This window comes from Caulobacter sp. BE254 (genome assembly GCF_031457295.1).
In the GTDB taxonomy this organism is placed as follows: Bacteria; Pseudomonadota; Alphaproteobacteria; order Caulobacterales; family Caulobacteraceae; genus Caulobacter.
In genome coordinates this window covers 1-25761 of the sequence record NZ_JAVDWJ010000017.1, presented here as the reverse complement: position 1 = coordinate 25761, position 25761 = coordinate 1, and the positions used below count along the sequence as shown (strand labels likewise).

The window sequence follows — 25761 nt, the reverse complement described above, 5'->3', positions numbered from 1 at the left end:
CCCATATGACCCTGAACCCTCTCGCCTTTCCCCTTTTCAAGGGCCACGCCATGCCGACCGAAAACCGCGACGACACGATCGCCGCCTCCCATCATCAAGGTGGGGCTCCGGCCCTCGCCGCCGCCATCCCCGCCGGCCACGGCCAGGTGACGACCAGCGAGTTCAAGATCCGGGCCCGCGACGTCAACGTCTTCTACGGCGAGAAGCAGGCCCTGTTCGACGTCAGCCTGGACGTGCCGGCCAAGTCGGTCACCGCCTTCATCGGCCCGTCGGGCTGCGGCAAGTCGACCTTCCTGCGCTGCATCAACCGGATGAACGACACCATCCCCTCGGCCAAGGTCCAGGGCTCGATCGAGATCGACGGCGACGACGTCAACGCCAAGAGCGTCGACCCGGTGGTGCTGCGCGCGCGGGTCGGCATGGTGTTCCAGAAGCCCAACCCGTTCCCCAAGACCATCTTCGAGAACGTCGCCTACGGGCCCAAGATCCACGGCCTGGCCACCGGCAAGGCCGAGCTGGAGGCCATCGTCGAGGCCAGCCTGAAGAAGGCCGGCCTGTGGAACGAGGTCGCCGACCGCCTGCACCAGGCCGGCACCGGCCTGTCCGGCGGCCAGCAGCAGCGCCTGGTCATCGCCCGCGCCATCGCCGTCTCGCCGGAAGTGATCCTGATGGACGAGCCCTGCTCGGCCCTCGACCCGATCGCCACCGCCAAGATCGAGGAACTGATCGACGAGCTGCGCAGCCAGTTCTGCATCGTCATCGTCACCCACTCGATGGCCCAGGCCGCCCGCGTCTCGCAGAAGACCGCCTTCTTCCACCTGGGCAAGCTGGTCGAGAGCGGTCCGACCGAGGAGATGTTCACCAATCCTCGCGACACCCGCACGCAAGATTACATCACCGGCCGCTTCGGCTAGCCGGCAGGATCAGAAGCGATGACCGAACATACCGTCAAATCCTACGGCGAAGAGCTGAACCACCTCACGGCCGAGGTCACCCGCATGGGCGGCCTGGCCGAGGCCCAGGTCGCCGACGCCATCGACTGCATCGCCCGCCGCGACGCGCCCCTGGCCCAGCAGGTGGTGGCCCGCGACGAGCGGCTCGACATCCTGCAGGCCGAGATCGAGCGCAAGGCCTTCCGGCTGATCGCCCTGCGCCAGCCGATGGCCGTGGACCTGCGCCACGCCGTGGCCGCCCTTAAGATCTCGATGAGCCTGGAACGCTGCGGCGACATGGCCAAGAACATCGGCAAGCGCGCCCTGATCCTGACCGAGGCCGACCCGATGAGCGCCCTGACCCGCTCGATCGAGCGGATGGGCCGCCTGGTCCAGGGCCGGCTGAAGGACGTGCTGGACGCCTACACCGCCTCGGACCTGCCGCGCGCCATCGGCGTGTGGGGCCGCGACGAGGAGGTCGACGAGCACTACAACGCCATCTTCCGCGAACTGCTGACCTACATGATGGGCGACCCCCGGACGATCAATCCGTGCGCCCACCTGCTGTTCGTGGCCAAGAACCTCGAGCGCATTGGCGACCACGCCACCAACATCGCCGAGATCATCCATTTCGAGCTGACCGGCGAGGAGATCATCTCCCAACGGCCCAAGCTCGAGCTGTCGAACTAAGCAAGAGGCCAGCGCAAAGTGACTCCGTACGTTCTGGTGGTCGAAGACGAAGACGCCCTGGCCACCCTGCTGCACTACAACCTCGACAAGGAAGGCTATGTGGTCGGCGTGGCCGGCGACGGCGAAGAGGCCCTGACCATGGCCTCCGAGCGCGCCCCCGACCTGGTGATCCTCGACTGGATGCTGCCCAAGGTCTCCGGCATCGAGGTCTGCCGCCGCCTGCGCGGCCGCTCCGAGACTCGCAACGTGCCGATCATCATGCTGACGGCGCGCGGCGAGGAGAGCGACCGCATCCGCGGCCTCGACACCGGGGCCGACGACTATGTGGTCAAGCCGTTCTCGATGATCGAGCTGACCGCTCGGGTCCGCGCCGTCCTGCGCCGCATCCGCCCGGGCCTGGCCGACGACCGCATCACGGTCGGCGACATCGTCATCGACCGCGTCGCCCACCGCGTGAAGCGCCAGGGCAAGGAGGTCCACCTGGGCCCCACCGAGTTCCGCCTGCTCGACTACCTGATGCAGCACCCGGGCCGGGTGTTCAGCCGCGAACAGCTGCTGGACGCGGTCTGGGGCTCGGACGTCTATGTCGAGGCGCGGACGGTGGACGTCCACATCGGCCGCCTGCGCAAGGCGCTGAACGGCGACGTGGACGGCGACCCGATCCGCACGGTGCGGTCGGCGGGGTATTCGCTGGACCTGGACGCGGCGTAAAGCTGCTCAGCATTGAACGGCGCGACAGCCTCGGGCCGAAAGGCCGGGGCTGTCGGCGTCTTGGGCCCTGTTACTGCCCCCCACGCCCGCCATCCGTCCTAAGCGGTCCTAAGCGGTCACGCGCCGTTCGGTCCCCGCCTTGGCCTCCGCCACCCGCGCCAGCAGGGCGAACAGGGCCACGGTGTCGATCGGCTTGCGCAGCACGCCGTCGGCCCCGTCGGCTCGATAGCGGGCCACGTCGTCGTCGAAGACGTTGGCGGTCAGCATCCAGATCGGGGTGCGGGGACGGGGCTCGGTGGTCGCGGCGGTCTCCAGTTGGCGGATCCGCGCCACGGCCGCCACCCCGTCCAGCACCGGCATGTTGACGTCCATCAGCACCAGGTCGAAGGCCTCGGCCCGCCAGGCGTCGATCGCCTGGGCGCCGTCCTCGGCGAACACCAGCTCGATCGGCGAGGCGGCCAGCAGGGCGGCCAGGACCCGGCGGTTGGCGGGGTTGTCCTCGGCCGCCAGCACCCGGATCGGGGCGGCCACCAACGCTTCGGCCGCGGCGTCCACCGCCGGGGCGGCCAGCGCCGGCGCCTCGAAGGCGAACCAGAACACCGCGCCGCGCCGGGGGGCCTTGCCGGGCGGGCCGTCGTCCTTGGGAAGGTCCTCCACCCCGACCTCGCCGCCCATCAGGGCCAGGTTGGCGGCGCAGATCGACAGGCCCAGCCCGCTGCCGCCCAGGCTCTTGCCGCGCCCGGTCTGGTCGAAGGCCTCGAACATCCGCGCGCGGTCTGCCGGCGGCACCAGCGCCCCGCTGTCGTGGACCTCGACCAGGGCGGTCAGGGTCTGGTCGCTGACCATGCCGGCCAGCCGCACCACCACCGTCCCGCCCGACGGCGAGGCCTTCAGCCCGTTGGAGACCAGGTTGACCAGGGTCTGTTCCAGCTTGGCCTCGTCGGCCAGCACGCCATAGGCCAGGTCGGGATCGGCGTCCTCGAAGCTCAGCAGCACGCCGACGGCCTGGGCGTGGGCGCTCCACACCCGCACCACCGTGCGGACCAGGCGGCGCAGGTCCACTGGCGTCAGGGTCAGGGCCGCCTGGCCGGCCTGGACCTTGGTCAGGTCCAGCACCGTATCGAGCAGGCGGGTCAGCTGGGCGCCGCCCTCGATCACGCCCTGGGCCAGGTCGGCCTGGATCGGGGTCAGGAAGGTGTCGCGGCGCAGGGCGTGGGCGAAGCCGAGCACGGCGTTCAGCGGGGTGCGGATCTCGTGGCTGGCGACGGCCAGCAGGTCGGACTTGGCGCGGCTGGCGGCCTTGGCCTCGGCCACGGCCTCGGTGAGGTCGGCGTTCTTGCGGGCCAGGTCGCGCAGGGCCTGGGCCAGGGCGCGGTCGGTGGTCTGCTGGCGCCAGGTGGCGCTCAGGACGGCGACGACGAACAGCGCCATGGCGGCCTCGAAGTGGTTGGCGGCCAACGGCGTGCCTGGGTCAAAGGCGATCCACAGCAGGGTGGCCACCGGCGGCGCGACGGCGGTGAGGTAGCTGATCTTGCCGGTGTGCACGCGCAGGGCGGCGAACAGCAGCACGCAGATGGCCAGCAGGGCGGCCTCCACCCGCGTGAGCGGCTGACCGATCAGCCGGATCTTCACGGCCAGGGCGCAGGCGTTGACCGACAGCAGGAAGACCAGGCCGATCGATTGCCAGCGCAGCCGGCGGAAGGCCGCGACCGGGTCGGGATGGCGCACGGCCGCCTCGGTGGCTAGCAGCAGGGCGGCGTAGACGCCCAGCTCGACCAGGCCGAACAGGGTCATGCGCATCGGCGTGTAGATCGCCAGCAGACCCACGAACAGCGCGACCAGGACCAGGCGGGCGCGGACGATCCCGCGCGTGTAACGAACGAATCCATCCAGGCGGGTGACGTCCACCGTCTGTTCGAACATCCAGGTTCCCGCCGACGCCCACTGACGTCCCAAAAGGTGAGACGGCCCGCCATTTCCAAGCGTGGCAGACAGAGCATGGGAGGCTGATTCTGGCTTCCCCGCTCGCCTCATAGGCGACGACGGCGGCGGTTTCGGGTCAGGCCTGTGTCCGGGCCGCGGCGGCCTTGACCCCGCCGGTCTTGCCGGCGGCGGGCTTCTCGACAGCCGGGACGGTTCGCAAGGTCTCGACCAGGGCGAACAGCTGGGCGCGCACGGCGAATTCGTCGCCGGCCAGGGCTGCGGCTTCCAGGGCGGCCAGGGCTTCGGGCGCGATCGGCGGCAGCGGGGCCAGCGGCGCGGCCTCGGTGATCCCGTCGGCCTTGGGGCGGGCGACTTCGTTGACGTCGACCAGGGCCTCGGTCAGCTTCTCGCCGGGGCGCAGGCCGGTGATCTTGATCTCGATGTCACGCTCGGGGACCAGGCCCTGCAGCTCGATCATCCGCCGGGCCAGGTCGATGATCTTGACCGGCTCGCCCATCTCTAGCGTCAGGACGCCGTTGGGGGGCTCCACGTCGCCGGCCGACAGGGCCACCGCCCGCAGCACCAGCTGCACGGCCTCGGGGATGGTCATGAAGTAGCGCTCGACCTCGGCGTCGGTCAGGGTGACCGGGCCGCCGCGGGCGATCTGGTGCTGGAAGATCGGCACCACCGAGCCGGCCGAGCCCAGCACGTTGCCGAACCGCACGACGCTGACCCGGGTCTCGGCCCCGCCGCCGTCGGGAGCCTTGGCGAACTGGCGGACCACGGCCTCGGCGAGGCGCTTGGTCGCGCCCATCACGCTGGCCGGGGCCACGGCCTTGTCGGTGGAGATCAGCGCCAGGTGGGCCGCGCCGCAGGCCCGGGCGGCGGCGGCGACGTTGCGGCTGCCCAGCACGTTGGTGCGCACGCCCTCGCAGGGGTGGTTCTCGACCAGGGTCACGTGCTTGAGGGCGGCGGCGTGGAAGACCAGCTCGGGCTTCTCGGCGGCGAACACCAGGTCCAGCCGGGCGGCGTCGCGCACGTCGCACAGCACGTCGCGGCGCGGCAGCCGGGGCCAGGCCTCGCCCAGCTCGCGGTCGATGTGGAACAGGTTGGCCTCGGCGGCGTCGAGTAGAACCAGTTGGGCGGGACCGCTGGCGGCGATCTGGCGGGCCAGTTCGGAGCCGATGCTGCCGCCGGCCCCGGTGACCAGCACCCGCTTGCCGGCCACCAGGGCACGGACCGGCTCGGGATCCAGCCGCACCGGGGCGCGGCTCAGCAGCTCCTCCAGGCTGATCTCGCGCAGGGCCGCGGCGCCCTGCGAGCCCATGTCGACCAGGCCCTGGCGGCGCAGCAGGCGCACGCCCTCGGTCTTCAGCCGGCCCAGGCGCTCGGCCCCGAACGCGCTGAGCGGGCCATCGGTCAGGAACAGCAGGGCCGAGGGCTGCAGGCCGCCGTCACGCAACTGGGCCATGACCGCGTCGAAGTCGTCGATGGCCCCCAGGATGCAGACGCCGCCCAGCTCGTCGCCGGTCTCGCGGGCCTCGGGGGTCAGGACGCCGACCGGGGCGTAGCGCTCGCCCAGGGCGGCGGGGGCGCGCAAGAAGGCCTCGGCCTGGTTGGCCGAGCCGACGATCAGCAGGCGGGGCAGGGCGGGCGAGGCGGGGGCGGGACGCAGGCGGGTCAGGGCGTCGACCAGCGCCTTCTCGTGCACAGCGCGGCGCACGATCCGCAGGCCGGCCAGCAGGGCGGTCTGCAGCAGGAAGGCGACGGCCAGGGTGCGCAGGCCGCCCGGCTGGCGCACGTCGGCCAGGCGGGCGATCAGGGCGAAGGTCAGGACCGACAGCAGGGCCGAACGCGCCAGGCGCAGGCCGTCGCTGGCCGCGAAGAACCGCCAGGGCGAGCGCTCGACCTGGAACAGGATCTCGACCGCCAGGGCCGCGCCCGCGAACAGGGCGGCGAGGGCCAGGCCCGACAGGGTGAAGGGCGCGGCGCCGGACGTCAGCGCCTGGGCCAGCAGCATGGCCATGACGGCCAGCACCATGTGCGCCGCGATCTTGCCCATACGACCCATGAACGCAAACTCCCGCCGCGGCCGCCGCAGGCCGCTTCGCGCGGGACTTAGCACGCTGCGCGTGCGTCGTCGCGTGGCGAGGCCGATCAGCCGCGCGCCAGCGGCAGCAGCTGGACTACCTCGCCCGCGCCCGCCGCCGGCGCGCCGGCCGGGCGCATCACCAGGCAGTCGGCGCGGGAGAACACGCCGATCAGCGAGGAATCCTGGTCGGGAAAGGGCGTGACCTGGACCCGACCCTCGGCGTCGACGGCGCAGGCGGCGCGCATCCAGTGTTCGCGCGGACCGTTGGCGGGCAGGGGCTGGGCCAGGACGCCGGCGGTGATCGGCAGGGCGGGATCCGCGCCGGTCAGGGCCGCCAGCAGCGGGCGCAGGAACAGCTCGGCGCAGACCAGGGCCGAGGCCGGGTTGCCGGGCAGGCCCAGCACGCGGCGGTCGCCCGCGCCGTTGACGTCCAGGGTCCCGAACCAGGTCGGCTTGCCGGGGCGCACCGCGACGGTCTGGACGCGCAGGTCCAGGCCCAGGGTCTCCAGCGCGGGCTTGACCAGGTCGTGGTCGCCGACCGAGGCTCCGCCGACCGTGACCAGCAGGTCGAACGGGGCGTCGGCGACGGCGGCGGCGATGGCGTCCCGGTCGTCGGCCTGGGCCTTCAGCCGCGTCGCCTGGCCGCCCCAGGCCTCGACCAGGGCCGCCAGGGCGAACGAGCCGGACTCGAAGATCTGGTCGGGGGCGGGTACATAGCCGGGCGGCACCAGCTCGTCGCCGGTGGCCAGGATGGCGACGCGCGGCCGGACCGCGACGTCGAGGCTGGGCCAGCCCGCCGCGGCGGCCAGGGCCAGCCGCCAGGCGTCCAGGCGCGCGCCCTCCGCCAGCAGCGTGTCGCCGGACCGAAAGTCGCCGCCGGCCGGGCGGATGTTGCCGGGCGGCGGGTCGCGGTCGATCGTGAAGGCCACGGTGTCGCCGTCGCGCGCGGCGTTCTCCTGGATCACCACCAGGTCGGCGCCCGGCGGCACGGGGGCGCCGGTGAAGATCCGCACCGCCTGGCCGGCCTCGACGGGACGGGCGTAGGCCTGGCCCGCGGCGCTCTCGCCGGCGACCCAGAAGCGCGCCCCGGGGGCGAGGTCGGCGCGGCGGATCGCCCAGCCGTCCATGGCCGAGGCGTCGAACGGCGGCTGGTGGCGGTCGGCGACGACAGGAGCGGCCAGCACCCGGCCCAGGGCCTTGGCCAGGACCACCTCCTCGACCCCCAGCCGCCCGGCGCCGGCCAGCATCCGGGCGCGCGCCTCGGCGACCGTCAGGTTCTTCCGTTGAAGTTCGTCGCCGCTCACGCCCGCAAGACTCCCAAGATGCCGCTCCCGACCATGAGCCATTTGTAACGCGCGTCGCGCGGCCGCGCTGTTATGGTTTTTCCGATAGCCGGCCTGGGCCGGTCCCGAGGAGGTTTTCGTGACGACCCGACGCGATTCCGACAGCGACACCGGCCTTCGCGGCTGGCTGAGGACCATCCTCCTGACCCTGGCCATCGTGCTGGTGCCGCGGGTGGTGCTGTGCCAGCCCTTCACCATTCCGTCCGCCTCGATGGAGCCCACCCTGCAGGTCGGCGACTACATCCTGGTCAGCAAATACCCGTACGGCTGGAGCCGGCATTCGATGCCGTTCAGCCCGCCGCTGCCGCAGGGCCGCCTGCTGGGCCAGGCGCCCGCGCGCGGCGACATCGTGGTGTTCAAGAAGCCCAACGACGGCCGCACCGACATCATCAAGCGGCTGATCGGCTTGCCGGGCGACAAGGTCCAGGTGGTCGAGGGCGTGTTGCGCATCAACGACCGGCCGGTGGGCCGGCAATGGCTGTCGACCGAGGTCGAGGCCCCGTTCGGCGAACCGATCCCGGTCGGCCGGTTCCAGGAGACCCTGCCCGGCGGCCGGACCTACCAGACCCACGGCTGGGGCTCGGGCACGCCGGGGGCCAATACCGGGGTCTATACGGTGCCGCGGGGCTGCTTCTTCGTGATGGGCGACAATCGCGACAACAGCCTGGACAGCCGCTTCGACGCCGGCCCGATCCCCGTGGGCCAGTCGGCCTGCGGCTGGGACACCGCGCTGGACGCCTATCTGCCGCCGGAACTGGGCATGGGCTACGTGCCGGCCGACGACCTGGTGGGCCGCGCCGAGCTGGTGGTGGGCTCGATGAGCCCCGGCGCCAGCGTGCTCAAGCCCTGGACCCTGGTCAGCCACATGCGCTGGGAGCGCACGTTCAAGCGGCTGGGGGTCTAGGACTCAATTGGGGACAGGCGCAGGCGCCTGTCCCCGTCGGTGGGTCAGCCCACGAACGCCCGCTCGATGACGAAGTCGCCCGGCTCGGCGTTGGAGCCCTCGGTCAGGCCGTGGGCCTCCAGCAGGGCGGCGGTGTCCTTGATCATCGCCATCGAGCCGCAGAGCATGGCGCGGTCGTGCTCGGGGTCGAACTTCACCTGCTCCAGGCCGAGGTCGGCGAACAGCCGGCCCGAGGTGATCAGGTCGGTGAACCGGCCCTGGCGCTCGAACGGCTCGCGGGTGACGGTGGGATAGTAGACCAGCTGGGCCTTGGCCTCGTCGCCGACCAGCGGGTCGTCGTGGATCTCGGCGGTGAACAGGTCACGATAGGCCAGTTCCTGCACCTCGCGCACGCCGTGGGCGACGATCACCTGCTCGAAGCGGCTGTAGGCGTCGGGGTCGCGGGCCACCGACAGCCAGGGCGCCAGGCCCGTGCCGGTGCCGAACAGGAACAGGCGCTTGCCCGGGCGGACGGCGTCCAGCACCAGGGTGCCGGTCGGCTTCTTGCCCAGCAGCACCTGGTCGCCCTGCTGGATCTGCTGCAGGCGCGAGGTCAGGGGGCCGTCCGGGACCTTGATCGAGAAGAACTCCAGCTCCTCGGCGAAGTGGGGCGAGCCGATCGAATAGGCGCGCAGGATCGGCTTCTTCTCGCCCAGCTCCTCGCGGGGCGGCAGGCCGATCATCACGAACTCGCCCGAGCGGAAGCGGAAGCTGGCCGGACGGGTGATGGCGAAGCTGAACAGGCGGTCCGTCCAGTGCTTGACCCACAGCACGGTCTCGGTGTGCCAGGCGGCTTCCTTTACGGGCGCGGGCGCGGTGGTTTCGATGGCCGTCATAGTATCGTTTCAAGTCCTGGACGCGCGGCGAACCGCGGAATTCTGAGATGGCGCCGCAACGGCCCTGAAGCGACTGCGTCTCATGTGAGCACACCCGGCCCGATGTCAACTTTGCTGGTCTGAAAGGGCTTTGAGAAAATCTTCCCCAAAAGCGTCAAAATGGCGGGCGCCTGTTTTTTGAACCGTGTCAAAATTGTGATTGCCGCCTCCCCAAACGGGGCGCACTCTTCCGCTTGCTTCCACGTCAGACAACGGCGCGGCGGCCAATGATACGGAGGAACGTATGCGGGTAAGGTTCGTAAAGGCCGCCGCGGCGGCCAGTCTGTTAGCGTTAAGCGTAGCTGCCTGCGGGCAGGAAACCGGCAACACCGGTCAGACGACACAACAGGTTTCCCTCGAGGGCAAGGCGGTCACCGCCTCCGGCTGCGTGCGGCCGGTGGAATCGACGTCCTGCCTGGTGGTTCGCGGCCCCGGCGGCGGCTACTACGACGTCTCCAGCGCCAGCCCGGCGCCGGATCCCACCAAGGGCGTGGCGATCTCCCTTCAAGGGCGCGACCTGGGGGAAAACACCCAGTGCGGCCGCAAGCTCGCGGACGTGAAGTGGTCGTACCTGAACATCCAATGCGCCGCCCTCACCCCGGCCGCCGCGCCGGCGGCGGAAAAGGTCGGCTGACGACTCAGGCTTCGCCGGAGCCCGGATCCGTCCGGGTCTTCGGCGAGTCCGAACTGCCCTCCGCGCCGCGGGGCTCCGTCGCGGGACGCGGAGCCTTGCCTTGATCGGCGCTTCGGTTGTTCGCGTCCCCGTTGTTCGCTTCTGGGGCGGGGCGCTGGTTCTCGTTCTCCACCTCGCGGTTGGACGGCCGGCCCTGGTCGTGGCTGGTGATTGTCGGCATGGGCGATTCCTCCGGGTTTCGACGCGCGCAGAGGCCTAACGCGCCGCGCCGGTGGCTGATCCTTGCAGGCGCCCTGACCCTGGAGCGCCCGGGGGAGCGCCCAGGCCGGAGCGACCGAATGCGCGGATCGTGCGCCGGCCGCTTGCCGGGCTCGAACGACCCTGCTAAACGACGCGGCTCTGGCGATGAGACCAACGCGCTGGCGGGCTTCAAAGAGCCTACCGGCGCGATGTTCATTGCCGGAAAGCCGGAATCTCCGCTAAGGGGATCGCGGTTCCGCAGGAGTGTAGCTCAGCTGGTAGAGCATCGGTCTCCAAAACCGAGGGTCGTGGGTTCGAGTCCCTCCACTCCTGCCACTATATGTCATCGGTCACCCGGTTTTCGGGCTGACCTATCGAAAGTCGCGAGCCTCTTAAGTCATGGCCAGGAAACCGGGTTCTAGCCCGTCTGCGATCAAGAACCGCGCCGCGAAGACGGCCGCGGCGCTCGCGCCTTCCGCTCAGGCGGCGACCGCCGCCGCCAAGGCTCCGGCCCCGCCGAAGAAGCCGATCAACCCGGTCCGCTTCGCGCAGGAAGTCCGCGCCGAAACCCGCAAGATCACCTGGACCACCCGCAAGGAGACCTGGATCACCTCGGTGATGGTCTTCATCATGGTGGTGCTGGCCTCGCTGTTCTTCACCTTCGCCGACTGGATCCTGGGGTTGGGCGCCAACCTGCTCCTCAAGATCGCCGCGGGATAAGAAACATCATGAGCACCGACACCGCGTCCAATCCGAACCACAAGTGGTACATCGTCCACGCCTACTCGAACTTCGAGAAGAAGGTGGCCGAGAGCATCCGCGAACAGGCCAAGAGCCACGGCCTGGAAGACAGCTTCTCCGAGATCCTGGTCCCGACCGAGGACGTCGTCGAGATCCGTCGCGGCCGCAAGGTCAACGCCGAGCGCAAGTTCTTCCCCGGCTACGTGCTGGTGAAGATGAACCTCTCGGACGAAGCCTACCACCTGATCAAGAACACCCCGAAGGTCACCGGCTTCCTGGGCAGCGCGTCCAAGCCGCAGCCGGTCTCCGAAAAGGAGGTCCAGCGGATCATCGGCACGATCGAGGAGGGCGTCGAGCGTCCCAAGACCGTGGTGCTGTTCGAGGTCGGCGAGAACGTCCGCGTCACCGACGGCCCGTTCGCCAGCTTCAACGGCTCGGTCGAGCAGGTCGACGAGGAGCGGGCCCGCCTGCGCGTCACCGTCTCGATCTTCGGCCGCGCCACCCCGGTGGAACTGGAATACAGCCAGGTCGAGAAGATCGCCTAAGGGCGGCTTCACAGCCGAAGCTTTCGAAAACCCCGCGTCGGAAACGGCGCGGGGTTTTTGCTGTCTGGAGCGCGGCTGGGGGACGGGGCGCGGCTGGCGGCTGGGGACAGGCGCATGCGCCTGTCCCCGTCCCTGGAACCCGCCGAAGCGTTGACGAAGTCCTCATAATATAGCCATATGGTAATATAGCTATGAGGCGATGATCAATGCCGTCCGCACCGGTCCAGCAACTCGATCGTGTCTTCGCCGCCCTGGCCGATCCCACCCGCCGCGCGATCCTGGCGCGGCTGGCCCTGGGCGAGGCCACGGTCAACGACCTGGTGGTGCCGTTCGACCTGGCCCAGCCGACCATCTCCAAGCACCTGAAGGTGCTTGAGCAGGCCGGCCTGGTGTCGCGTGGTCGCAGCGCCCAGTTCCGCCCCGTGCGGCTGGAGGCTGGTCCCCTGGCCGGCGTCGACCAGTGGATCGGCGGCTACCGCCAGTTCTGGGCCCAGAGCCACGACCGCCTCGAGGCCTATGTGAAAACCCTGCAAGCCGAGGAGGCTTCCCATGACGACTGAGCCCGAAACCGATCGCCAGATCATCATCACCCGCCAGTTCGACGCCCCGGCCCGGCTCCTGTTCCTGGCCCACAGCAAGCCCGAACACGTGATGAAGTGGTTCGGCCCGGTGGGCTGGCCCCTGACGACCTGCGAGATGGATTTCCGGGTGGGCGGCCGCTACCACTTCGCCATGACCGGCCCCGGCGACCAGCCCGGCCCGCCGTTCGGCGGCGAGTACCTGGAGATCGAGCCGAACCGGCGGATCGTCTACACCAACGGCTTCGAGGCGCCCGGCTCGCCGCGCTTCGTGGTCGAGGTCACCTTCGAGGAGGCCGGCGGCAAGACGACCCTGACCATGGTCACCACCTTCGAGTCCAAGGCCGTGCGCGACCAGTATGTCGAAATGGGCTTCGAGGCGGGCACGAACTCGGGCCTGGACCAGCTGGCCGAGGTCGCGGCGGCGCTGCAGGCGTAGGTTCGGTGGCCGCTTAAAGGTTGTCATCCCGGAAGCCCCGCAGGGGCTGTCCGGGACCCAGGGGACTGGGCTGATGCGGTGCGGCTCACCTGGGTCCCGGACAAGCGCTGCGCGCTTTCCGGGATGACAACTGAAGGGGATTTGCGAGAGGCTTGGACCCTACGCCCCCTCGAACGCCGACAGGATCGGGCAGGGGCCCGTGGTGGTCTCGCCGCAGGCGTGGGCCAGGCGCTGGAGCGCGTCGCGGGCCGCCTCCAGCTCGGCGATCCTGGCGTCGAGCGCGGCGATGCGCTCCAGCGCCAGGCCGCGCGCCCGGGCGTGGTCGTCGCCGGCGTCCAGGGCCAGGAGCTCGGCCACCTGCTCCAGGGTGAAGCCGGCCGCCTGGGCTGCGCGGATGAAGCGCAGGCGGCGCACGTCGGCCTCGCCATAGCGCCGCACCCCGCCGCCCGAACCGCCGCCCTCGGGCCGCGGCGGCTGCGCCAGCAGGCCGCGCCGCTGGTAGTAGCGCACCGTCTCCACGCCCACCCCGCCGGCCTGGGCCAGGCCCGCGATCGTCGTCGTCTTCATCGTCTCGCCGCCCCTTGACTCCGTACCATGGTACGGAACCCATATGAGCGGGGATCCGTTTTCGATCAAGCCGGAGCCCCCGCGATGACCGCCCCCGCCCAGACCTCGCCCCGGACCGCCGTCCTGCACCGGATGGTCACCGACCAGCACACCTGCCCCTGGGGCCTGCGCGCCAAGGACCTGCTGCGTCGCAAGGGCTACGCGGTCGAGGACCACCTGCTGACGACGCGCGAGGAGATCGACGTCTTCAAGGCCGCCCATGGGGTGGCGACCACGCCCCAGGCCTTCATCGACGGCCGCAGGATCGGCGGCTATGACGACCTGCGCCGCCACTTCGGCCTGAAGGTGCGCGACCCCAAGGCCCTGACCTACACGCCGGTGATCGCCGTGTTCGCCGTCACCGCCCTGATGGCCCTGGCCGCCAGCTACGCCATGACCGGCCAGGTGCTGACCGCCCACGCGCTGCAGTGGTTCATCGCCTTTTCCATGTGCGTGCTCGGGGTCCTCAAGCTGCGTGACGTCGAGACCTTCTCGACCATGTTCCTGGGCTACGACCTGCTGGCTCAGCGCTGGCTGCCCTACGCCCGGATCTATCCGTTCGCCGAGGTCGGGGCGGGGGTGCTGATGATCGCCGGGGCCCTGACCTGGCTGTCGGCGCCGGTGGCGCTGTTCATCGGGACGGTCGGGGCGACGTCGGTGTTCAAGGCGGTCTATCTGGACAAGCGCGAGCTGAAATGCGCCTGCGTCGGCGGCGACAGCAACGTGCCGCTGGGCTTCGTCTCCCTGACCGAGAACCTGATGATGGTCGCCATGGCGATCTGGATGCTGGCGATGTAGCGCTCGCGGGGCTAGGGGAGGACCTTTCCCCGAAGGACCTCGACCATGGCCGACCTCGTGATCCGTCCCGTGACCCGCGCGGACCGCGACCAATGGCTGCCGCTGTGGGACGGCTACAACGCCTTCTACGGCCGGTCGGGCGACACGGCCCTGGACCCGGCGGTCACCGCCATGACCTGGGAACGGTTCTTCGACGCCTATGAGCCGGTTCACGCCCTGGTCGCCGAGCAGGACGGCCGGCTGCTGGGCCTGACCCACTACCTGTTCCACCGCAGCACCACGGCGATCGAGCCCAGCTGCTACCTGCAGGACCTGTTCACCACCGAGCAGGCGCGGGGCCAGGGCGTGGGCCGGGCGCTGATCGAGGCGGTCTACGGCGCGGCCAGGGCGGCGGGGGCGTCGCGGGTCTATTGGCAGACGCACGAGACCAACCTCGCGGCCATGCGGTTGTACGACCAGGTGGCCGAGAAGTCGGGGTTCCTGGTGTACCGGAAGGGGCTCTGAGCGGCCCGCGCGCCGTTTGCGAGCAGGCGAGCGCGCATCTCACAGCCGTGCGCGTCGTCCGCCCTTGAGCTTGTCGAGCGCGCGGCGGGCGTGTTCGGCCTGAGCCGCCATGGGGGCGGCCATGGGAGCCGCGACGGGCGCGAGGGCTTCGGCCAGGGTCGGCGCGATCGCGGCGGACAGCGGCGAAGCAGGAGACCACGCGGTGCGGGCCATCGGCACGATCAGCGCCACCTTGCGGGCCATGGCGGCCAGGTCGCCGATCGCCTTGGCCTTGTCGCGGATCTTTCGGATCTCGGCCGGGTCGTGGCTGCGTTCGAGGCTCGCCCAGGCCGCGTCGAGGGCGGCCATGAGCTTGGCTTGCATCGCCTGGGACCAGGCGATGGACGGGGCGGGGGTGTGGGTCTGGGCTTGGGTCATGCCGATAGTGTGCGGCCGTCCTGGAGGGTGGGGATCGGAAACGTGCGTTTTTGTATAAGTTGTTGATAAGGCTTGTGTCTGTCCGGCGAAGTGCGGGGATAGACGCGGCGATCCTCCCTTCGCCCCAGCTAAAAAGGACCTGTCATCCCGGACAAGCTCGGCGAAGCCGAGCGCCGATCCGGGACCGCCGCAAGCTCTGAGTTCACGCCCCGGTCCCGGATCTTCGCGCTGCGCGCCGGGTTCGCCGACAGGCGGACCGCTCGCGCGGCCCGAAGGCCGGGATGACAACCGCTTTGGGTCCGACAGCCCGCGCCCCTTCGCGAACGCGACCCTGTGGATAACTTCCGCGTCGCATGAGCCGCCTTGACCCCACGGCTCGCCCGCGCGACACCCCGGCCTCATGGAAAAGCTGAACATCCTCCTCGTGGGATCGGGCGGGCGCGAGCACGCCCTGGCCTGGAAGATCGCCCAGTCGCCGCTGTGCGGCCGCCTGGTGGCCGCGCCGGGCAATCCGGGCATCGCCGCCGTCGCCGAGCTGCGCCCCGTCAAGGTCACCGACGTCGAAGGCCTGGTCGCCCTGGCCCGGGAGATCGCCGCCGACCTGGTGGTGGTGGGTCCGGAATCGGCGCTGGAGGTCGGCCTGGCCGACGAACTGACCAAGGCCGGCATCTCCTGTTTCGGCGGCAGCGCCCAGGCCGCGCGGCTGGAGACCAGCAAGGCCTTCACCAAGGACTTCTGCGCCCGCCACGGCCTGCCGACGGCCGCCTACGGCGTGTTCACCGACGCGGCCTCGGCCGGCGCCTTCCTCGATACCCTCACGGCGCCGTTCGTGATCAAGGCCGACGGCCTGGCCGCCGGCAAGGGCGTGGTGATCGCCGCCGACCGGGCACAAGCCGACGCCGCCGTGCTCGACATGCTGGGCGGCCGCTTCGGCTCGGCCGGGGCGCGGGTGGTGATCGAGGAGTTCATGCACGGCGAGGAGGCCTCGCTGTTCGCCATCTGCGACGGCAAGACCGCCGTGCTGTTCGGCGCGGCCCAGGACCACAAGCGGGCCTATGACGGCGATGAGGGCCCCAACACCGGCGGCATGGGCACCTATTCGCCGCCGCCGGTGCTGACCCCGGCCCTGGTCGAACAGGCCTGGCGCGAACTGGTCCTGCCCACCGTGGCCGGCATGGCGGCCGAGGGCTGTCCCTATGTCGGCGTGCTCTATGCCGGGCTGATGCTGACCGAGCAGGGCCCCAAGCTGGTCGAGTACAACGCCCGCTTCGGCGACCCCGAGTGCCAGACCCTGATGCTGCGGCTGGAAAGCGACCTGGTCCCGCTGCTGCTGGCCGCCGCCAAGGGCGAGCTGGCCTTAGCCCCCGCGCCGGTCTGGCGCGAGGAGGCGGCGATCTGCGTGGTGCTGGCCGCCGAGGGCTATCCCGACGCGCCGGTGACCGGCGGCCTGATCCAGGGCGCCGACAGCGAGTTCGGCGGCGAGGCGGTGATCTTCCACGCCGGCACCGCCCGCGACGCCGAGGGCCGGCTGGTGGCGTCGGGCGGTCGGGTGCTGAACGTCTGCGCCCTGGGCGCGACCCTGCACGAGGCCCGCGACGTCGCCTATGCGGCCCTGGGCACGGTGTCGCTGGAGGGCGGGTTCTACCGCACCGACATCGGCTGGCGGGCGCTGAGCCAGCACGGCTGAAGACTGGGGAGCAACAATCCGTTGTCATCCCGGAAAGCGCGCAGCGTTTGTCCGAGACCCAGGTGAACCGCACCGCATTCGCCCAGTCCCCTGGGTCCCGGACAGCCTCTGCGAGGCTTCCGGGATGACAACGGAGCGGGGCTACCCCCGATGGGCCACCTCCACCAGGATGTCGCCGGGCGCGGTCAGGTAGAAGGCGAACGCGCCGTGCTGCATCGTCGGCGGGTCGACGGCGAGGCCGCCGGCCGCCATGCGGGCCTGGAGGTCTGATACGGCCGCCGGGCTCTCCAGATGGAAGCCGATGTGGAACGGGACCGGCCAGGCCTGGGACCCGTGGCGGCGCAGGCGACTGAGCACCAGCACCAGGCCGGCCTCGTCGCGCAGGATGGCCAGGCCGTCCTGGCCCAGGGTCCGCTCGTGGGTGAAGCCCAGCCAGGTCTCGAAGAAGGCCCGCGTCGCGGCGACGTCGGGCACGGGCAGGTCGATATGGTTCAGGCGCATGGGCGCTCTCCTTGGCTTGAGGCGCGGCGCACGGGGGCTCGATCGGTATCGACAACGGGACCTCGCACGCCGAGCCGGCGGCGCACGATGCGCCGTCGTCTCGGCGTGGGTCCCAGCCGTGAGGCGAGGGTACAGGTTCTTCGAAGCTCGAAGCGACCGGGCTTACCTTGTCCGGTCCATGGCCCTTTTTCGACGCGGCAATTGTAGCCGCCTTTCGCGGGGCGACTCAAGCCTCGGAGACCCGGGAGAGGGTTGCGTCGGCGGCCCCACGCTCTAATGTCGTTTTCAAACAAGCGTTGGGGAGTTTGAGCGCATGGCCGTGGCCGAACCGTCCGTCCAGGACCTGAATTCCGGGACCAAGCCCGTCGACCCGCGCCACGCCATCGACGAGGCCCGGCTGGCGGCCTGGCTCGAGACCCATGTCGAGGGTTATGCCGGGCCGCTGGAGGTGCGCCAGTTCAAGGGCGGCCAGTCCAACCCGACCTACCAGCTGGTCACGCCGTCGAAGAAATACGTCCTGCGCCGCAAGCCGCCGGGCAAGCTGCTGCCCAGCGCCCACGCCGTCGACCGCGAGTTCAAGGTGATCTCGGGCCTGAACAAGGCGAGCTTCCCCGTCGCCAAGGCCTACGCCCTGTGCCTGGACGAGGCCGTGATCGGCACGATCTTCTACGTGATGGACAATGTCGAAGGCCGGATCCTGTGGGACGGGACCCTGCCCGACTACGCGCCGGCCGAGCGCCGGGCGATCTACGAGGCCGAGATCGCCACCCTGGCGGCCCTGCACACCGTCGACTACGCCGCCGTGGGCTTGGCCGACTACGGCAAGCCGGGCAACTACTTCGCCCGCCAGATCGACCGCTGGACCAAGCAGTACAAGGCCTCGGAGACCCGGACGATCGAGGCCATGGACCGGCTGATCGCGTTTCTGCCAACCAGCTGCCCGGCCGATGACGTCACCTCGATCGTCCATGGCGACTACCGCCTGGACAACATGATCCTGCACCCCACCGAGCCGAAGGTGGTGGCGGTGCTGGACTGGGAGCTGTCGACGCTGGGCAACCCGCTGGCCGACTTCAGCTACTTCCTGATGAACTGGGTGATGCCGTCCGACCAGCGCGGCGGCCTGGCCGAGATCGCCGACCTGACCGCCTACGGCGTGCCGACCATCGAGGAGGCGGTAGCGCAATACTGCCGGCTGACCGGCCGCGACGGCCTGCCGAACCTGGACTGGTACTTCAGCTACAACCTGTTCCGCCTGGCGGGGATCTGCCAGGGCATCGTCGGCCGCGTGCGCGACGGCACGGCGGCCAGCGCCCATGCCGAGCTGATGGAGGCGCGGGTGCCGGTTCTCGCCCGGGGCGCCTGGAAATTCGCGAAGAAGGCGGGCGCTTAGCAATAGATCCTCCCCCTGTGGGGGAGGCGATCGCGAAGCGATCGGTTGGGGGAGTTTTAGGGTCGAAGATCGCGGATCTGGCCACCTGCCGATTACTCCCCCCACCGTCGGCTTCGCCGACACCTCCCCCACAGGGGGAGGATCTATAGCCCCGCCCTCTCCAGCAACTTCCCCAGCGCCGCCTCGTCCTCGAAGCGGGCCCGGACCGGCCAGGCCGTCACCCGGTCGCGCCAGGCCGGCGGCAGCCGCACCCAGTCCTTCTCGGTGGTCACCAGCCCGGCGCTGTAGGTCTGCGCCCGGTCCCAGAGGAACTTCAGGGTCGCCTCGTCATAGTCGCCGTGGTCGGGATAGGGCGCGAAGTCCACCAGGTGGCAGCCGGCGGCCTTCAGGGCCCGCTCCACCTTCCAGGGCTTGCCGATGCCGGCGAAGCCGACCTGGCGGCCCCGGGGCGGCGGGGTGGCGGGTTCGAGCCGGGCGATCAGCACCGGGGTGTCGCCGAACAGGGCCAGAAGCTGCGGGTCGGCGGCCGGCAGGTCGTCCGGCAGCAGCACGATCACCGCGTCGGTGCGGGCCAGGCTGGCCGCCAGCGGCTCGCGCATCGGCCCGGCCGGGAACACCTTGCCGTCGCCGAACGGCCATTCGTCGTCGCGAGTCTCGCCGTCGACCACCACCAGCGACAGGGTCTTGCGCAGGTCGGGATTCTGGTGGCCGTCGTCCATGACCACCACCTCGGCGCCGGCCGTGGCGGCCCGGCGCGCCCCCAGCACCCGGTCGCGCGACACCCAGATCGGGAAGTCCTGGGCCAGCATCAGCGGCTCGTCGCCCACATCGCGGGCGGTATGGCGCAGCGGATCGACCTGGAGCGGCCCCTTCAGCCGGCCGCCATAGCCGCGCGACAGGCCGTGCGCGCGGCGGCCGCGCTGGGTCAGGGTCAGCAGCAGCTCGCGGACGATCGGCGTCTTGCCCACCCCGCCGACCGTGAAGTTGCCCACGCAGATCACCGTGCAGTCGGCGCCGCGCGGCTGGGCGCGGGCGATCCGCCGGGCGGTCTGGGCGGCCCACAGCCACGACAGCGGCGTCAGCAGGGCCCGGGTCAGCGGGCTGGGCGCGCCGTCGCGGCGGTACCACCAGCGCGGGGTGGCCAGCTTCATGCCCGCGCCTCCGCGTCGAGCAATGCAAGAATGCGGTCCAGGCCCGCTCGGGCCTCGGCGTCGCGCCGGGCGACGAAGGCCCGGGCGTCGGCCGCCTGCCGCTTCAGGGCCTCGGGCCGGGCCAGCAGCTCGGCCAGGCGCGGGCCCAGCACCGAGGCGTCGGCGAAGGCCACGCCCTCGGCGTCGCGCAGGTCGGCATAGGCGGTCAGCCAGTTCTCGACATGCGGGCCGGAGACGATCGGACAGTCCAGCCGCGCCGGCTCCAGCGGATTGTGGCCGCCGATCCCCTCCACCAGGCTGCCGGCCACCAGGGCCAGGTCGGCCAGCCGGTACCACAGGCCCAGCTCGCCCAGGGTGTCGGCGACGATGACCTCGGCCAGGTCGTCGGGCTCGCGGCTGCGCAGGCAGGTGGTGGCGCCAAGGGCCAGGACCGTGTCGGCGATGGCGGGGCCGCGTTCGGGATGGCGCGGGACGATCACCAGGCGGGGGCGCCCGTCGTCACCCTGGGCGGGCAGGGCGCGCCAGGCCGCCAGCACCCGCTCGTCCTCGCCCGGATGGGTGCTGGCGGCCAGCAGCAGCGGTCGGTCGCCGAGCCGCACGCGCAGGCTGGCCAGGGCCGCGGCGTCGACCGGCAGCGGCGCCGCGCCGAACTTCAGGTCGGCCTCGCCGGCCACGGTCCCGCCCAGGCTGGACAGGCGCTCGGCGGCGCGGCCGTCCTGGGCCAGGATCAGGTCGAAGCCGCTGAACAGCTCGAAGGCCGCGAACGGCCGGGCCTTCCAGCCGGCGTAGCTCTTGTCCGACAGCTTGGCCGAGACCAGGGCCAGCTTCACGCCGCGCGCCTTGGCGGTCAGCAGCAGGTTGGGCCACAGCTCGCTCTCGACGAACACCGCCAGGTCGGGCCGCCAGTGGTCGAGGAACCGCCGCGCGCCGCCGGGCGTGTCGACCGGCAGGAACTGGTGGATCGCCCCGGCCGGCAGGCGCCGGGCCAGCAGCTCGGCCGAGGTGACGGTGCCGGAGCTGACCAGCACGGCGACGTCCGGACGCTCGGCGCGCAGCCGCTCGACCAGGGGCAGGATCGACAGGCTCTCGCCGACGCTGGCCCCGTGCAGCCAGACCAGCCGCCCGTCTGGCCGGGGAACCCTGGGTCGGCCCAGCCGCTCGTGCAGCCGCGCGCGGTCCTCCTTGCCGGCCTTGGCGCGGCGGTCCAGCAGCAGGGGCGCGAACGGCTCCAGGGCGGTGGTGGCCGCCCGGTACAGGGCCAGGGACAGGGGAAGGCTCACACCGCGTCCGCGCCGGCCAGGTGGCAGGTGGCCACGCCGCCGCTCTCGACCTGGATGGTGACGTGGCCGATCTTGAAGAGTCTTGCCATGTCGCCGCAGATCTCGTGCAGGAACTGGTCGTTGTCGGGGTTCTCGGGGCGCACCAGGTGGGCGGTCATGGCCGTCTCGGTGGTGCTCATCGCCCAGATGTGCAGGTCGTGCACCTCGATCACGCCGGGACGGCCAGCCAGCCAGGTCCTCACGGCCTTGGGGTCGATGCCGCGCGGGGCGGCGTCCAGGGCCAGGTCCAGGCTGTCGCGCAGCAGGCCCCAGGTGCCCAGCACGATCACCACGACGATGCCCAGGCTGACCACCGGGTCCAGCCACAGCCAGCCCGTGGCCCACATGGCGGCGGCGGCCACCACCACCCCGGCCGAGATGGCGGCGTCGGCGGCCATGTGCAGGAAGGCCCCGCGGATGTTCAGGTCGTCCTTGGAGCCGCGCATGAACATCAGGGCCGTGGCGGTGTTGATGACGATGCCGATGGCCGCGACGATCATCACCGGACCGGTCTGGATCGGCTGCGGGTCGGCGAAGCGGCGCACGGCCTCCCAGGCGATGGCCCCGACCGCCACCAGCAGCACCACGGCGTTGGTCAGCGAGGCCAGGATCGTGCCCTTGCGCAGGCCGTAGGTGTGGCGCCCGCCCGGCGCCTTCTTGGCCAGCACCACCGCGCCCCAGGCCATGAACAGGCCCAGCACGTCCGACAGGTTGTGGCCGGCGTCGGCCAGCAGGGCCAGAGAGTGGGTCATCAGGCCGGCGACGGTCTCGGCGACCACGAAGCCGATGTTCAGGGTCGCGCCGACCGCGAAGGCCCGGCCAAAGTCCTTGGGCGCGTGGCTGTGGCCGCCGGGGCCGTGATGGTGGTGGCCGTGGTCGTGGTCGTGGGCGTGCGCATGGCCGGGCCCATGATCGTGGTGATCGTGGTCGTGGTGATCGTGGTCGGCGTGGTCGTGCGGCATGGGCCTACATCCCACCAAGCCACCCCCCTTTCAACCGTCATCCCGGGCCTTGTGCCCGGGACCCCTGGTTCAGCTGACGGCGCGGCGCCTTGGCGCGCTGGCGCGCCACTCTGCTGCACCTGCGGCGGACAAAGGGGTCCCGGGCACACGGCCCGGGATGACGAGCGTTTCAAGCCTTGTCCGGCTCCGCCCCCACCAGCGCCTCCGCCCGCCGCGTCACCGCCGACAGCTGCGCCGCCCAGTCTTCGACCAGCGCATCCGGATCATCCCCGCGTCCGGCGGCGGTCGGTGCGCTCCAGACCATGGCCGCCTTGGCGAAGGGCAGAGGGATCACGGTGCGGTCCCACGAGCCCAGGCGGATGCAGGGCTTGGCGGCCAGGCCCACGAAGATCACCGGCGCGCCGGTCACCCGGGCCAGGGACGGGGTTCCCTTCTCCATGCGCTCGGCCGGGCCGCGCGGGCCGTCGGGGGTGATGGCGATCCCCCCGCCGTCCTTGACCCACTTGATCATGTCGCGGAAAGCCTGCTCGCCGTGCTTGTTCTTGGCCGGGTCGGTCTTCTTGGTCGACGAGCCGCGGATCGCCGGGAAGCCCAGCTTCTCGACGGTCTGGGCGATGAACTCGCCGTCGGCCGAGCGCGAGATCAGGGCCCGCATGTCCTGGCGGCCGGGATCCTGCGGCCAGGTCAGCGGCGACATCGGGATGCGCGCGTGCCAGAAGCACAGGATCGCCCCCACCCCGGTTTCGCGACCCTGGGCCCAGACCGCCTCGGCGTGGTCCTGGCCTTCGCGGGTCAGGCGCAGGGTGCGGAACACCAGCCTGGAATAGCCGGCGAAGACCGACGACAGCAGCCAGACGACGAAGGGCCAGCGCAGCGGTCTCAAGCGCCGACCTCCGGGGACGCCCCATCTTGAGTATTGGGGAGCAGGTGGTCCAGGTCCTGGGCCTTGGCCAGGCGGGCGTAGAGCCCCTTGTGGCGCACCAGGGCCGCGTGGGTCCCGGTCTCGACCACCCGGCCGCGGTCGATCACATAGATGCGGTCGGCGTCCTTCACGGTCGACAGGCGGTGGGCGATGACGATGGTGGTGCGGCCGGCCATCAGCCGCTCCAGCGCCGCCTGGACCTGGGCCTCGCTCTCGGTGTCCAGCGCGCTGGTCGCCTCGTCCAGCAGCAGGATCGGGGCGTCCTTCAGGAAGGCGCGGGCGATGGCGATGCGCTGGCGCTGGCCGCCCGACAGCCGCGCCCCGGCCTCGCCGACCAGGGTGTCGTAGCCCAGCGGCAGCTCCGAGATGAAGTCGTGGGCCGCCGCCTGGCGGGCCGCGGCCTCGATCTCGTCCTCGGCGGCGCCGGGGCGGGCGTAGGCGATGTTGGCGCGGATGGTGTCGTCGAACAGGAACGGCTCCTGGGTGACCAGGGCGATGCGGTCGCGCAGGGAGGCCAGGGTCACGCCGCGCACGTCGTGGCCGTCGATGGTCACCGCGCCGGCGGTGACGTCGTAGAAGCGCGGGATCAGGTTCAGCAGCGAGCTCTTGCCGCCGCCCGACGGGCCGACCAGGGCGACGGTCTCGCCGCGCCGGGCCTGGAGCGACACGTCGTGCAGGGCCGGGGCGTTGTCGCCATAGGCGAAGCTGACCTGGTCGAAGGCGATGGTCGCCTCGCCGGGGGGCAGGCGCTTGGCGTCGGCGGGGTCGACGATGGCCGGCTCGACGTCCAACTGCTCGAACAGGCGGCGGGCGCCGGTGAAGCCTTCGCTGAACACCGTCTGCAGGTTGGCGACCTGCCGCAGGGATTGCAGGGCCATGCCGAGAGCCAACAGGAAGGCCGTGAAGGCGCCGGCGGTGATGCCGCCCGTGCTGGCCCGCCAGCCGGCATAGGCGAAGACCCCGGCGATGATCAGGGCGCCGAAGGTCTCGGTGGCCGGCGCGGCCATGGCCTTGGCGTTGGAGCCCTTGATCAGGTGGCGCTGGCGGCGCTCGATCACGGCGGCCACGCGGCCTTCCTCATAGGCCTCGCGGTTCTCCATCTTGACGATCTTGACGCCGTCCAGGCTCTCCATGATCGCCGTCGACAGGTTGGAGGTCTCGCCCATGGCCCCCTTGGCGGCCTTGGTGGTCTTCTTCGAGAACCGCCGGATGAACAGGCTGGCGACGGGGGCGATGACCAGCACGCCGGTCGCCAGGATCCAGTCCAGCCGGAACATCACCACCAGCGTGCCGATTACGGTCAGGAATTCACGGGTGTAGTTGACCACGCCGTTGGTCGCCGCCTCGCGGATCAGGGTGGCGTCATAGAGCATCGACGAGACGTACGAGCCCGAATGGGCGCCGCGCAGCCGGGCCAGGTCCGAGCGCACCAGCTTGCCGAACAGCCGCACCTGCATGTCGCCGACCACGCCGTTGCCCATGCGATTGATCGAGGTCGTCTGCAGCACCTGGAACAGGCCGCGGACCAGGGCGACCGCGACGATGAGCGGCGGAAGCCACATCAGGGCGCCCGGCTCGGGATGGCTGATCAGCCGATCGACGGCCAGTTGGGTGACCAGGGCCAGGCCGCTGCTCAGGCCGGCGACGACGGCGGCGCTGAACAGCGCCAGCGCCAGCCGGTTGCGGCGGGGCCTCAGATACTCGCGCCAGATCCGCGCGGCGAGGGCGCGGTTGGTGGCTTGCGGCGCGGTGGGATCGGTCATGGCGGCAGGGGTCGGATGTCGGGGCGGGACTGTCAAGCTGGACCATGGCTCGCCAATGCGGCGGGGGTGCGGCGCTGTGGCTTTTGCATTACAGGGCTGTGGCGCCTAATTAGGTCTCGTTCACGAAGGATCGCCTGCTTGCCCGGCCACGACACGACCACCCGCTGGGGACGGTTTCGCACCTATCTTTCCTATCTGTGGAACGATCACGCCTATCTGCGCCTGGGCTTCAAGAACGACCACTGGATCAGCCCCGAGTTGGTGCGCACCAACCAGCCGTGGCCGCACCAGTTGGCGGCGTGGAAGAAGCAGGGAATCAAGACCGTCATCAACCTGCGCGGCGGGTTCGACGGCAGCTTCTACGCCCTGGAAAAATACGCCTGCGACAAGCTGGGCCTGAAGATGGTCGACTTCGTGATCACCTCGCGCGAGGTCCCGATCAAGGAGCGGGTGCTGGGGGCCCGCGACCTGTTCGAGACCATCGAATATCCGGCCCTGATGCACTGCAAGTCGGGCGCGGACCGGGCGGGGATCATGAGCGTGCTCTACGCCCACTACCGCCTGGGCCTGCCGATCGAGGCGGCGATGGAGCAGCTGTCGTTCAAGTACCTGCACATCAAGCAGGGCAAGACCGGCGTGCTGGACTACACCTTCGAACGCTACCTGACCGACGCCGCTCCCAAGGGCCTGACCTTCACCCAGTGGGTGGAGAGCCCCGACTACGACCCGGTGAAGATCAAGGCCGACTTCCGGGCCGGGATGATCGGCGGGATCGTGACCGAGGGATTGCTGCGGCGGGAGTAGTTTTCAGGTCCTCCCCCTGTGGGGGAGGTGTCGGCGAAGCCGGCGGTGGGGGGAGTCATACGACCTCGGCCGCGGGATCGACGATCCTATAACTCCCCCCACCGGCCTTCGGCCGCCTCCCCCACAGGGCAGGGCTATCGCATATGACTCAGAAGTGAGAGGAGGAAGGTTTCGTCCCAGCCGGCGCGCTTGATCTTGGTCTTGATGGAGCCCTTGTCGGGATGCTGTCGCAGGGTGTTGAGGGCGAG

The 25761-nt window shown here is 70.7% G+C and carries 26 protein-coding genes and 1 tRNA gene; 15 read left to right on the top strand and 12 right to left on the bottom strand.

Annotated features, from left to right (window positions below; all coding sequences use genetic code 11):
- Positions 1-50: 50 nt before the first annotated feature.
- Genes pstB through phoB form a run of 3 tightly spaced genes read left to right on the top strand, consistent with a single transcriptional unit; the run spans position 51 to position 2333 of the window.
- Entirely contained in the window at positions 51-914 is an 864-nt protein-coding gene (pstB, locus tag J2X41_RS22300; RefSeq protein WP_404979974.1) for a phosphate ABC transporter ATP-binding protein PstB, read from the top strand.
- A gap of 18 nt (positions 915-932) precedes the next feature.
- Positions 933-1622: a phosphate signaling complex protein PhoU gene (phoU, locus tag J2X41_RS22295; protein WP_310086070.1), complete on the top strand. Its 690-nt coding sequence runs from the start codon at positions 933-935 to the stop codon at positions 1620-1622.
- A gap of 18 nt (positions 1623-1640) precedes the next feature.
- A complete protein-coding gene (gene phoB, locus J2X41_RS22290) occupies positions 1641-2333 on the top strand; it encodes a phosphate regulon transcriptional regulator PhoB (protein ID WP_012288542.1) in 693 nt (230 codons plus the stop codon).
- A gap of 108 nt (positions 2334-2441) precedes the next feature.
- Here phoB and J2X41_RS22285 read toward each other — a convergent pair whose 3' ends face one another.
- The 3 genes from J2X41_RS22285 to glp all read right to left on the bottom strand — a co-directional run bounded on the left by J2X41_RS22285 (position 2442) and on the right by glp (position 7652).
- The gene (locus tag J2X41_RS22285) at positions 2442-4256 is read right to left on the bottom strand and encodes a response regulator (RefSeq protein ID WP_310086068.1); all 1815 of its coding nucleotides are present in this window, start codon (positions 4254-4256) and stop codon (positions 2442-2444) included.
- A 136-nt stretch (positions 4257-4392) separates the two neighbouring features.
- Positions 4393-6327 carry a nucleoside-diphosphate sugar epimerase/dehydratase gene (locus J2X41_RS22280; RefSeq protein WP_310086065.1) on the bottom strand — a complete coding sequence of 645 codons (1935 nt, stop codon included), beginning with the start codon at positions 6325-6327 and terminating at the stop codon, positions 4393-4395.
- Positions 6328-6413: 86 nt separating this feature from the next.
- Entirely contained in the window at positions 6414-7652 is a 1239-nt protein-coding gene (gene glp, locus J2X41_RS22275; RefSeq protein WP_310086062.1) for a gephyrin-like molybdotransferase Glp, read from the bottom strand.
- Between the two features lie 118 nt (positions 7653-7770).
- Between glp and lepB the strand changes: the two genes are divergently transcribed.
- Entirely contained in the window at positions 7771-8595 is an 825-nt protein-coding gene (gene lepB / locus J2X41_RS22270; protein WP_310086059.1) for a signal peptidase I, read from the top strand.
- A gap of 44 nt (positions 8596-8639) precedes the next feature.
- Here lepB and J2X41_RS22265 read toward each other — a convergent pair whose 3' ends face one another.
- Positions 8640-9470, bottom strand: a complete 831-nt coding sequence (locus J2X41_RS22265; RefSeq protein WP_310086057.1) for a ferredoxin--NADP reductase — start codon at positions 9468-9470, stop codon at positions 8640-8642.
- Between the two features lie 283 nt (positions 9471-9753).
- Between J2X41_RS22265 and J2X41_RS22260 the strand changes: the two genes are divergently transcribed.
- The 6 genes from J2X41_RS22260 (at position 9754) to J2X41_RS22235 (ending at position 12686) form a co-directional block, all read left to right on the top strand.
- Positions 9754-10143, top strand: a complete 390-nt coding sequence (locus tag J2X41_RS22260; protein ID WP_310086054.1) for a hypothetical protein — start codon at positions 9754-9756, stop codon at positions 10141-10143.
- Positions 10144-10643: 500 nt separating this feature from the next.
- Positions 10644-10719: transfer RNA gene (locus tag J2X41_RS22255), tRNA-Trp, on the top strand.
- 63 nt (positions 10720-10782) lie between these two features.
- Positions 10783-11103, top strand: coding sequence for a preprotein translocase subunit SecE (gene secE, locus J2X41_RS22250; protein ID WP_310086051.1), 321 nt, complete (start codon positions 10783-10785; stop codon positions 11101-11103).
- A gap of 8 nt (positions 11104-11111) precedes the next feature.
- Positions 11112-11669, top strand: a complete 558-nt coding sequence (gene nusG / locus J2X41_RS22245; RefSeq protein WP_028038086.1) for a transcription termination/antitermination protein NusG — start codon at positions 11112-11114, stop codon at positions 11667-11669.
- A gap of 206 nt (positions 11670-11875) precedes the next feature.
- Complete coding sequence (locus tag J2X41_RS22240) at positions 11876-12229, top strand: metalloregulator ArsR/SmtB family transcription factor (RefSeq protein ID WP_310086048.1); 354 nt, start codon at positions 11876-11878, stop codon at positions 12227-12229.
- Positions 12219-12686, top strand: coding sequence for an SRPBCC domain-containing protein (locus J2X41_RS22235; protein ID WP_310086046.1), 468 nt, complete (start codon positions 12219-12221; stop codon positions 12684-12686). The genes J2X41_RS22240 and J2X41_RS22235 overlap by 11 nt, the downstream gene beginning before the upstream one ends.
- 159 nt (positions 12687-12845) lie before the next feature.
- Here the strand turns inward: J2X41_RS22235 and J2X41_RS22230 are convergent, their stop codons facing one another.
- Positions 12846-13253 carry a MerR family transcriptional regulator gene (locus J2X41_RS22230; protein WP_310086044.1) on the bottom strand — a complete coding sequence of 136 codons (408 nt, stop codon included), beginning with the start codon at positions 13251-13253 and terminating at the stop codon, positions 12846-12848.
- A gap of 84 nt (positions 13254-13337) precedes the next feature.
- Here J2X41_RS22230 and J2X41_RS22225 point away from each other — a divergent pair, with 84 nt between their 5' ends.
- Positions 13338-14090 (top strand): MauE/DoxX family redox-associated membrane protein, encoded by a 753-nt coding sequence (locus tag J2X41_RS22225; RefSeq protein WP_310086041.1) that lies wholly within the window; start codon positions 13338-13340, stop codon positions 14088-14090.
- A gap of 45 nt (positions 14091-14135) precedes the next feature.
- The gene (locus J2X41_RS22220; protein WP_310086038.1) at positions 14136-14594 is read left to right on the top strand and encodes a GNAT family N-acetyltransferase; all 459 of its coding nucleotides are present in this window, start codon (positions 14136-14138) and stop codon (positions 14592-14594) included.
- A gap of 39 nt (positions 14595-14633) precedes the next feature.
- On the opposite strand, the gene J2X41_RS22215 is transcribed toward J2X41_RS22220, so the two are convergent.
- On the bottom strand, positions 14634-15011 hold the full coding sequence (locus J2X41_RS22215) for a hypothetical protein (RefSeq protein WP_310086036.1): 378 nt from the start codon (positions 15009-15011) through the stop codon (positions 14634-14636).
- 400 nt (positions 15012-15411) lie between these two features.
- Between J2X41_RS22215 and purD the strand changes: the two genes are divergently transcribed.
- Positions 15412-16698 carry a phosphoribosylamine--glycine ligase gene (gene purD / locus J2X41_RS22210; protein ID WP_310086033.1) on the top strand — a complete coding sequence of 429 codons (1287 nt, stop codon included), beginning with the start codon at positions 15412-15414 and terminating at the stop codon, positions 16696-16698.
- Positions 16699-16839: 141 nt separating this feature from the next.
- On the opposite strand, the gene J2X41_RS22205 is transcribed toward purD, so the two are convergent.
- A complete protein-coding gene (locus tag J2X41_RS22205; RefSeq protein ID WP_310086032.1) occupies positions 16840-17199 on the bottom strand; it encodes a VOC family protein in 360 nt (119 codons plus the stop codon).
- A gap of 313 nt (positions 17200-17512) precedes the next feature.
- On the opposite strand from J2X41_RS22205, the gene J2X41_RS22200 reads away from it, so the two are divergent.
- On the top strand, positions 17513-18592 hold the full coding sequence (locus J2X41_RS22200) for a phosphotransferase (RefSeq protein WP_310086031.1): 1080 nt from the start codon (positions 17513-17515) through the stop codon (positions 18590-18592).
- A gap of 143 nt (positions 18593-18735) precedes the next feature.
- On the opposite strand, the gene lpxK is transcribed toward J2X41_RS22200, so the two are convergent.
- From lpxK to J2X41_RS22175, 5 genes are all read right to left on the bottom strand, one after another.
- Positions 18736-19743 (bottom strand): tetraacyldisaccharide 4'-kinase, encoded by a 1008-nt coding sequence (lpxK, locus tag J2X41_RS22195; protein WP_310086028.1) that lies wholly within the window; start codon positions 19741-19743, stop codon positions 18736-18738.
- Positions 19740-21023 (bottom strand): 3-deoxy-D-manno-octulosonic acid transferase, encoded by a 1284-nt coding sequence (locus J2X41_RS22190; RefSeq protein WP_310086026.1) that lies wholly within the window; start codon positions 21021-21023, stop codon positions 19740-19742. Before J2X41_RS22190 ends, lpxK begins: the two co-directional genes overlap by 4 nt.
- Positions 21020-22024, bottom strand: a complete 1005-nt coding sequence (locus J2X41_RS22185) for a cation diffusion facilitator family transporter (protein WP_310086024.1) — start codon at positions 22022-22024, stop codon at positions 21020-21022. The genes J2X41_RS22190 and J2X41_RS22185 overlap by 4 nt, the downstream gene beginning before the upstream one ends.
- A gap of 169 nt (positions 22025-22193) precedes the next feature.
- The gene (locus J2X41_RS22180; protein WP_310086020.1) at positions 22194-22907 is read right to left on the bottom strand and encodes a lysophospholipid acyltransferase family protein; all 714 of its coding nucleotides are present in this window, start codon (positions 22905-22907) and stop codon (positions 22194-22196) included.
- Entirely contained in the window at positions 22904-24709 is a 1806-nt protein-coding gene (locus J2X41_RS22175) for an ABC transporter ATP-binding protein (RefSeq protein WP_310086016.1), read from the bottom strand. Before J2X41_RS22175 ends, J2X41_RS22180 begins: the two co-directional genes overlap by 4 nt.
- Before the next feature lie 138 nt (positions 24710-24847).
- On the opposite strand from J2X41_RS22175, the gene J2X41_RS22170 reads away from it, so the two are divergent.
- The gene (locus tag J2X41_RS22170; protein ID WP_310086013.1) at positions 24848-25513 is read left to right on the top strand and encodes a tyrosine-protein phosphatase; all 666 of its coding nucleotides are present in this window, start codon (positions 24848-24850) and stop codon (positions 25511-25513) included.
- Positions 25514-25761 lie beyond the last annotated feature (248 nt).

Excerpts from the sequence above, each read along its gene's own strand:
- lpxK (WP_310086028.1), bottom strand. The coding sequence starts at position 19,743 with ATGAAGCTGGCCACCCCGCGCTGGTGGTACCGCCGCGACGGCGCGCCC.
- J2X41_RS22280 (WP_310086065.1), bottom strand. The coding sequence starts at position 6,327 with ATGGGTCGTATGGGCAAGATCGCGGCGCACATGGTGCTGGCCGTCATG.
- purD (WP_310086033.1), top strand. The coding sequence starts at position 15,412 with ATGGAAAAGCTGAACATCCTCCTCGTGGGATCGGGCGGGCGCGAGCAC.
- J2X41_RS22175 (WP_310086016.1), bottom strand. The coding sequence starts at position 24,709 with ATGACCGATCCCACCGCGCCGCAAGCCACCAACCGCGCCCTCGCCGCG.
- J2X41_RS22225 (WP_310086041.1), top strand. The coding sequence starts at position 13,338 with ATGACCGCCCCCGCCCAGACCTCGCCCCGGACCGCCGTCCTGCACCGG.
- secE (WP_310086051.1), top strand. The coding sequence starts at position 10,783 with ATGGCCAGGAAACCGGGTTCTAGCCCGTCTGCGATCAAGAACCGCGCC.
- J2X41_RS22205 (WP_310086032.1), bottom strand. The coding sequence starts at position 17,199 with ATGCGCCTGAACCATATCGACCTGCCCGTGCCCGACGTCGCCGCGACG.
- J2X41_RS22200 (WP_310086031.1), top strand. The coding sequence starts at position 17,513 with ATGGCCGTGGCCGAACCGTCCGTCCAGGACCTGAATTCCGGGACCAAG.
- J2X41_RS22240 (WP_310086048.1), top strand. The coding sequence starts at position 11,876 with ATGCCGTCCGCACCGGTCCAGCAACTCGATCGTGTCTTCGCCGCCCTG.
- phoU (WP_310086070.1), top strand. The coding sequence starts at position 933 with ATGACCGAACATACCGTCAAATCCTACGGCGAAGAGCTGAACCACCTC.
- J2X41_RS22215 (WP_310086036.1), bottom strand. The coding sequence starts at position 15,011 with ATGACCCAAGCCCAGACCCACACCCCCGCCCCGTCCATCGCCTGGTCC.
- nusG (WP_028038086.1), top strand. The coding sequence starts at position 11,112 with ATGAGCACCGACACCGCGTCCAATCCGAACCACAAGTGGTACATCGTC.
- J2X41_RS22185 (WP_310086024.1), bottom strand. The coding sequence starts at position 22,024 with ATGCCGCACGACCACGCCGACCACGATCACCACGACCACGATCACCAC.
- J2X41_RS22220 (WP_310086038.1), top strand. The coding sequence starts at position 14,136 with ATGGCCGACCTCGTGATCCGTCCCGTGACCCGCGCGGACCGCGACCAA.
- J2X41_RS22235 (WP_310086046.1), top strand. The coding sequence starts at position 12,219 with ATGACGACTGAGCCCGAAACCGATCGCCAGATCATCATCACCCGCCAG.
- J2X41_RS22285 (WP_310086068.1), bottom strand. The coding sequence starts at position 4,256 with ATGTTCGAACAGACGGTGGACGTCACCCGCCTGGATGGATTCGTTCGT.
- pstB (WP_404979974.1), top strand. The coding sequence starts at position 51 with ATGCCGACCGAAAACCGCGACGACACGATCGCCGCCTCCCATCATCAA.
- J2X41_RS22260 (WP_310086054.1), top strand. The coding sequence starts at position 9,754 with ATGCGGGTAAGGTTCGTAAAGGCCGCCGCGGCGGCCAGTCTGTTAGCG.
- J2X41_RS22230 (WP_310086044.1), bottom strand. The coding sequence starts at position 13,253 with ATGAAGACGACGACGATCGCGGGCCTGGCCCAGGCCGGCGGGGTGGGC.
- J2X41_RS22265 (WP_310086057.1), bottom strand. The coding sequence starts at position 9,470 with ATGACGGCCATCGAAACCACCGCGCCCGCGCCCGTAAAGGAAGCCGCC.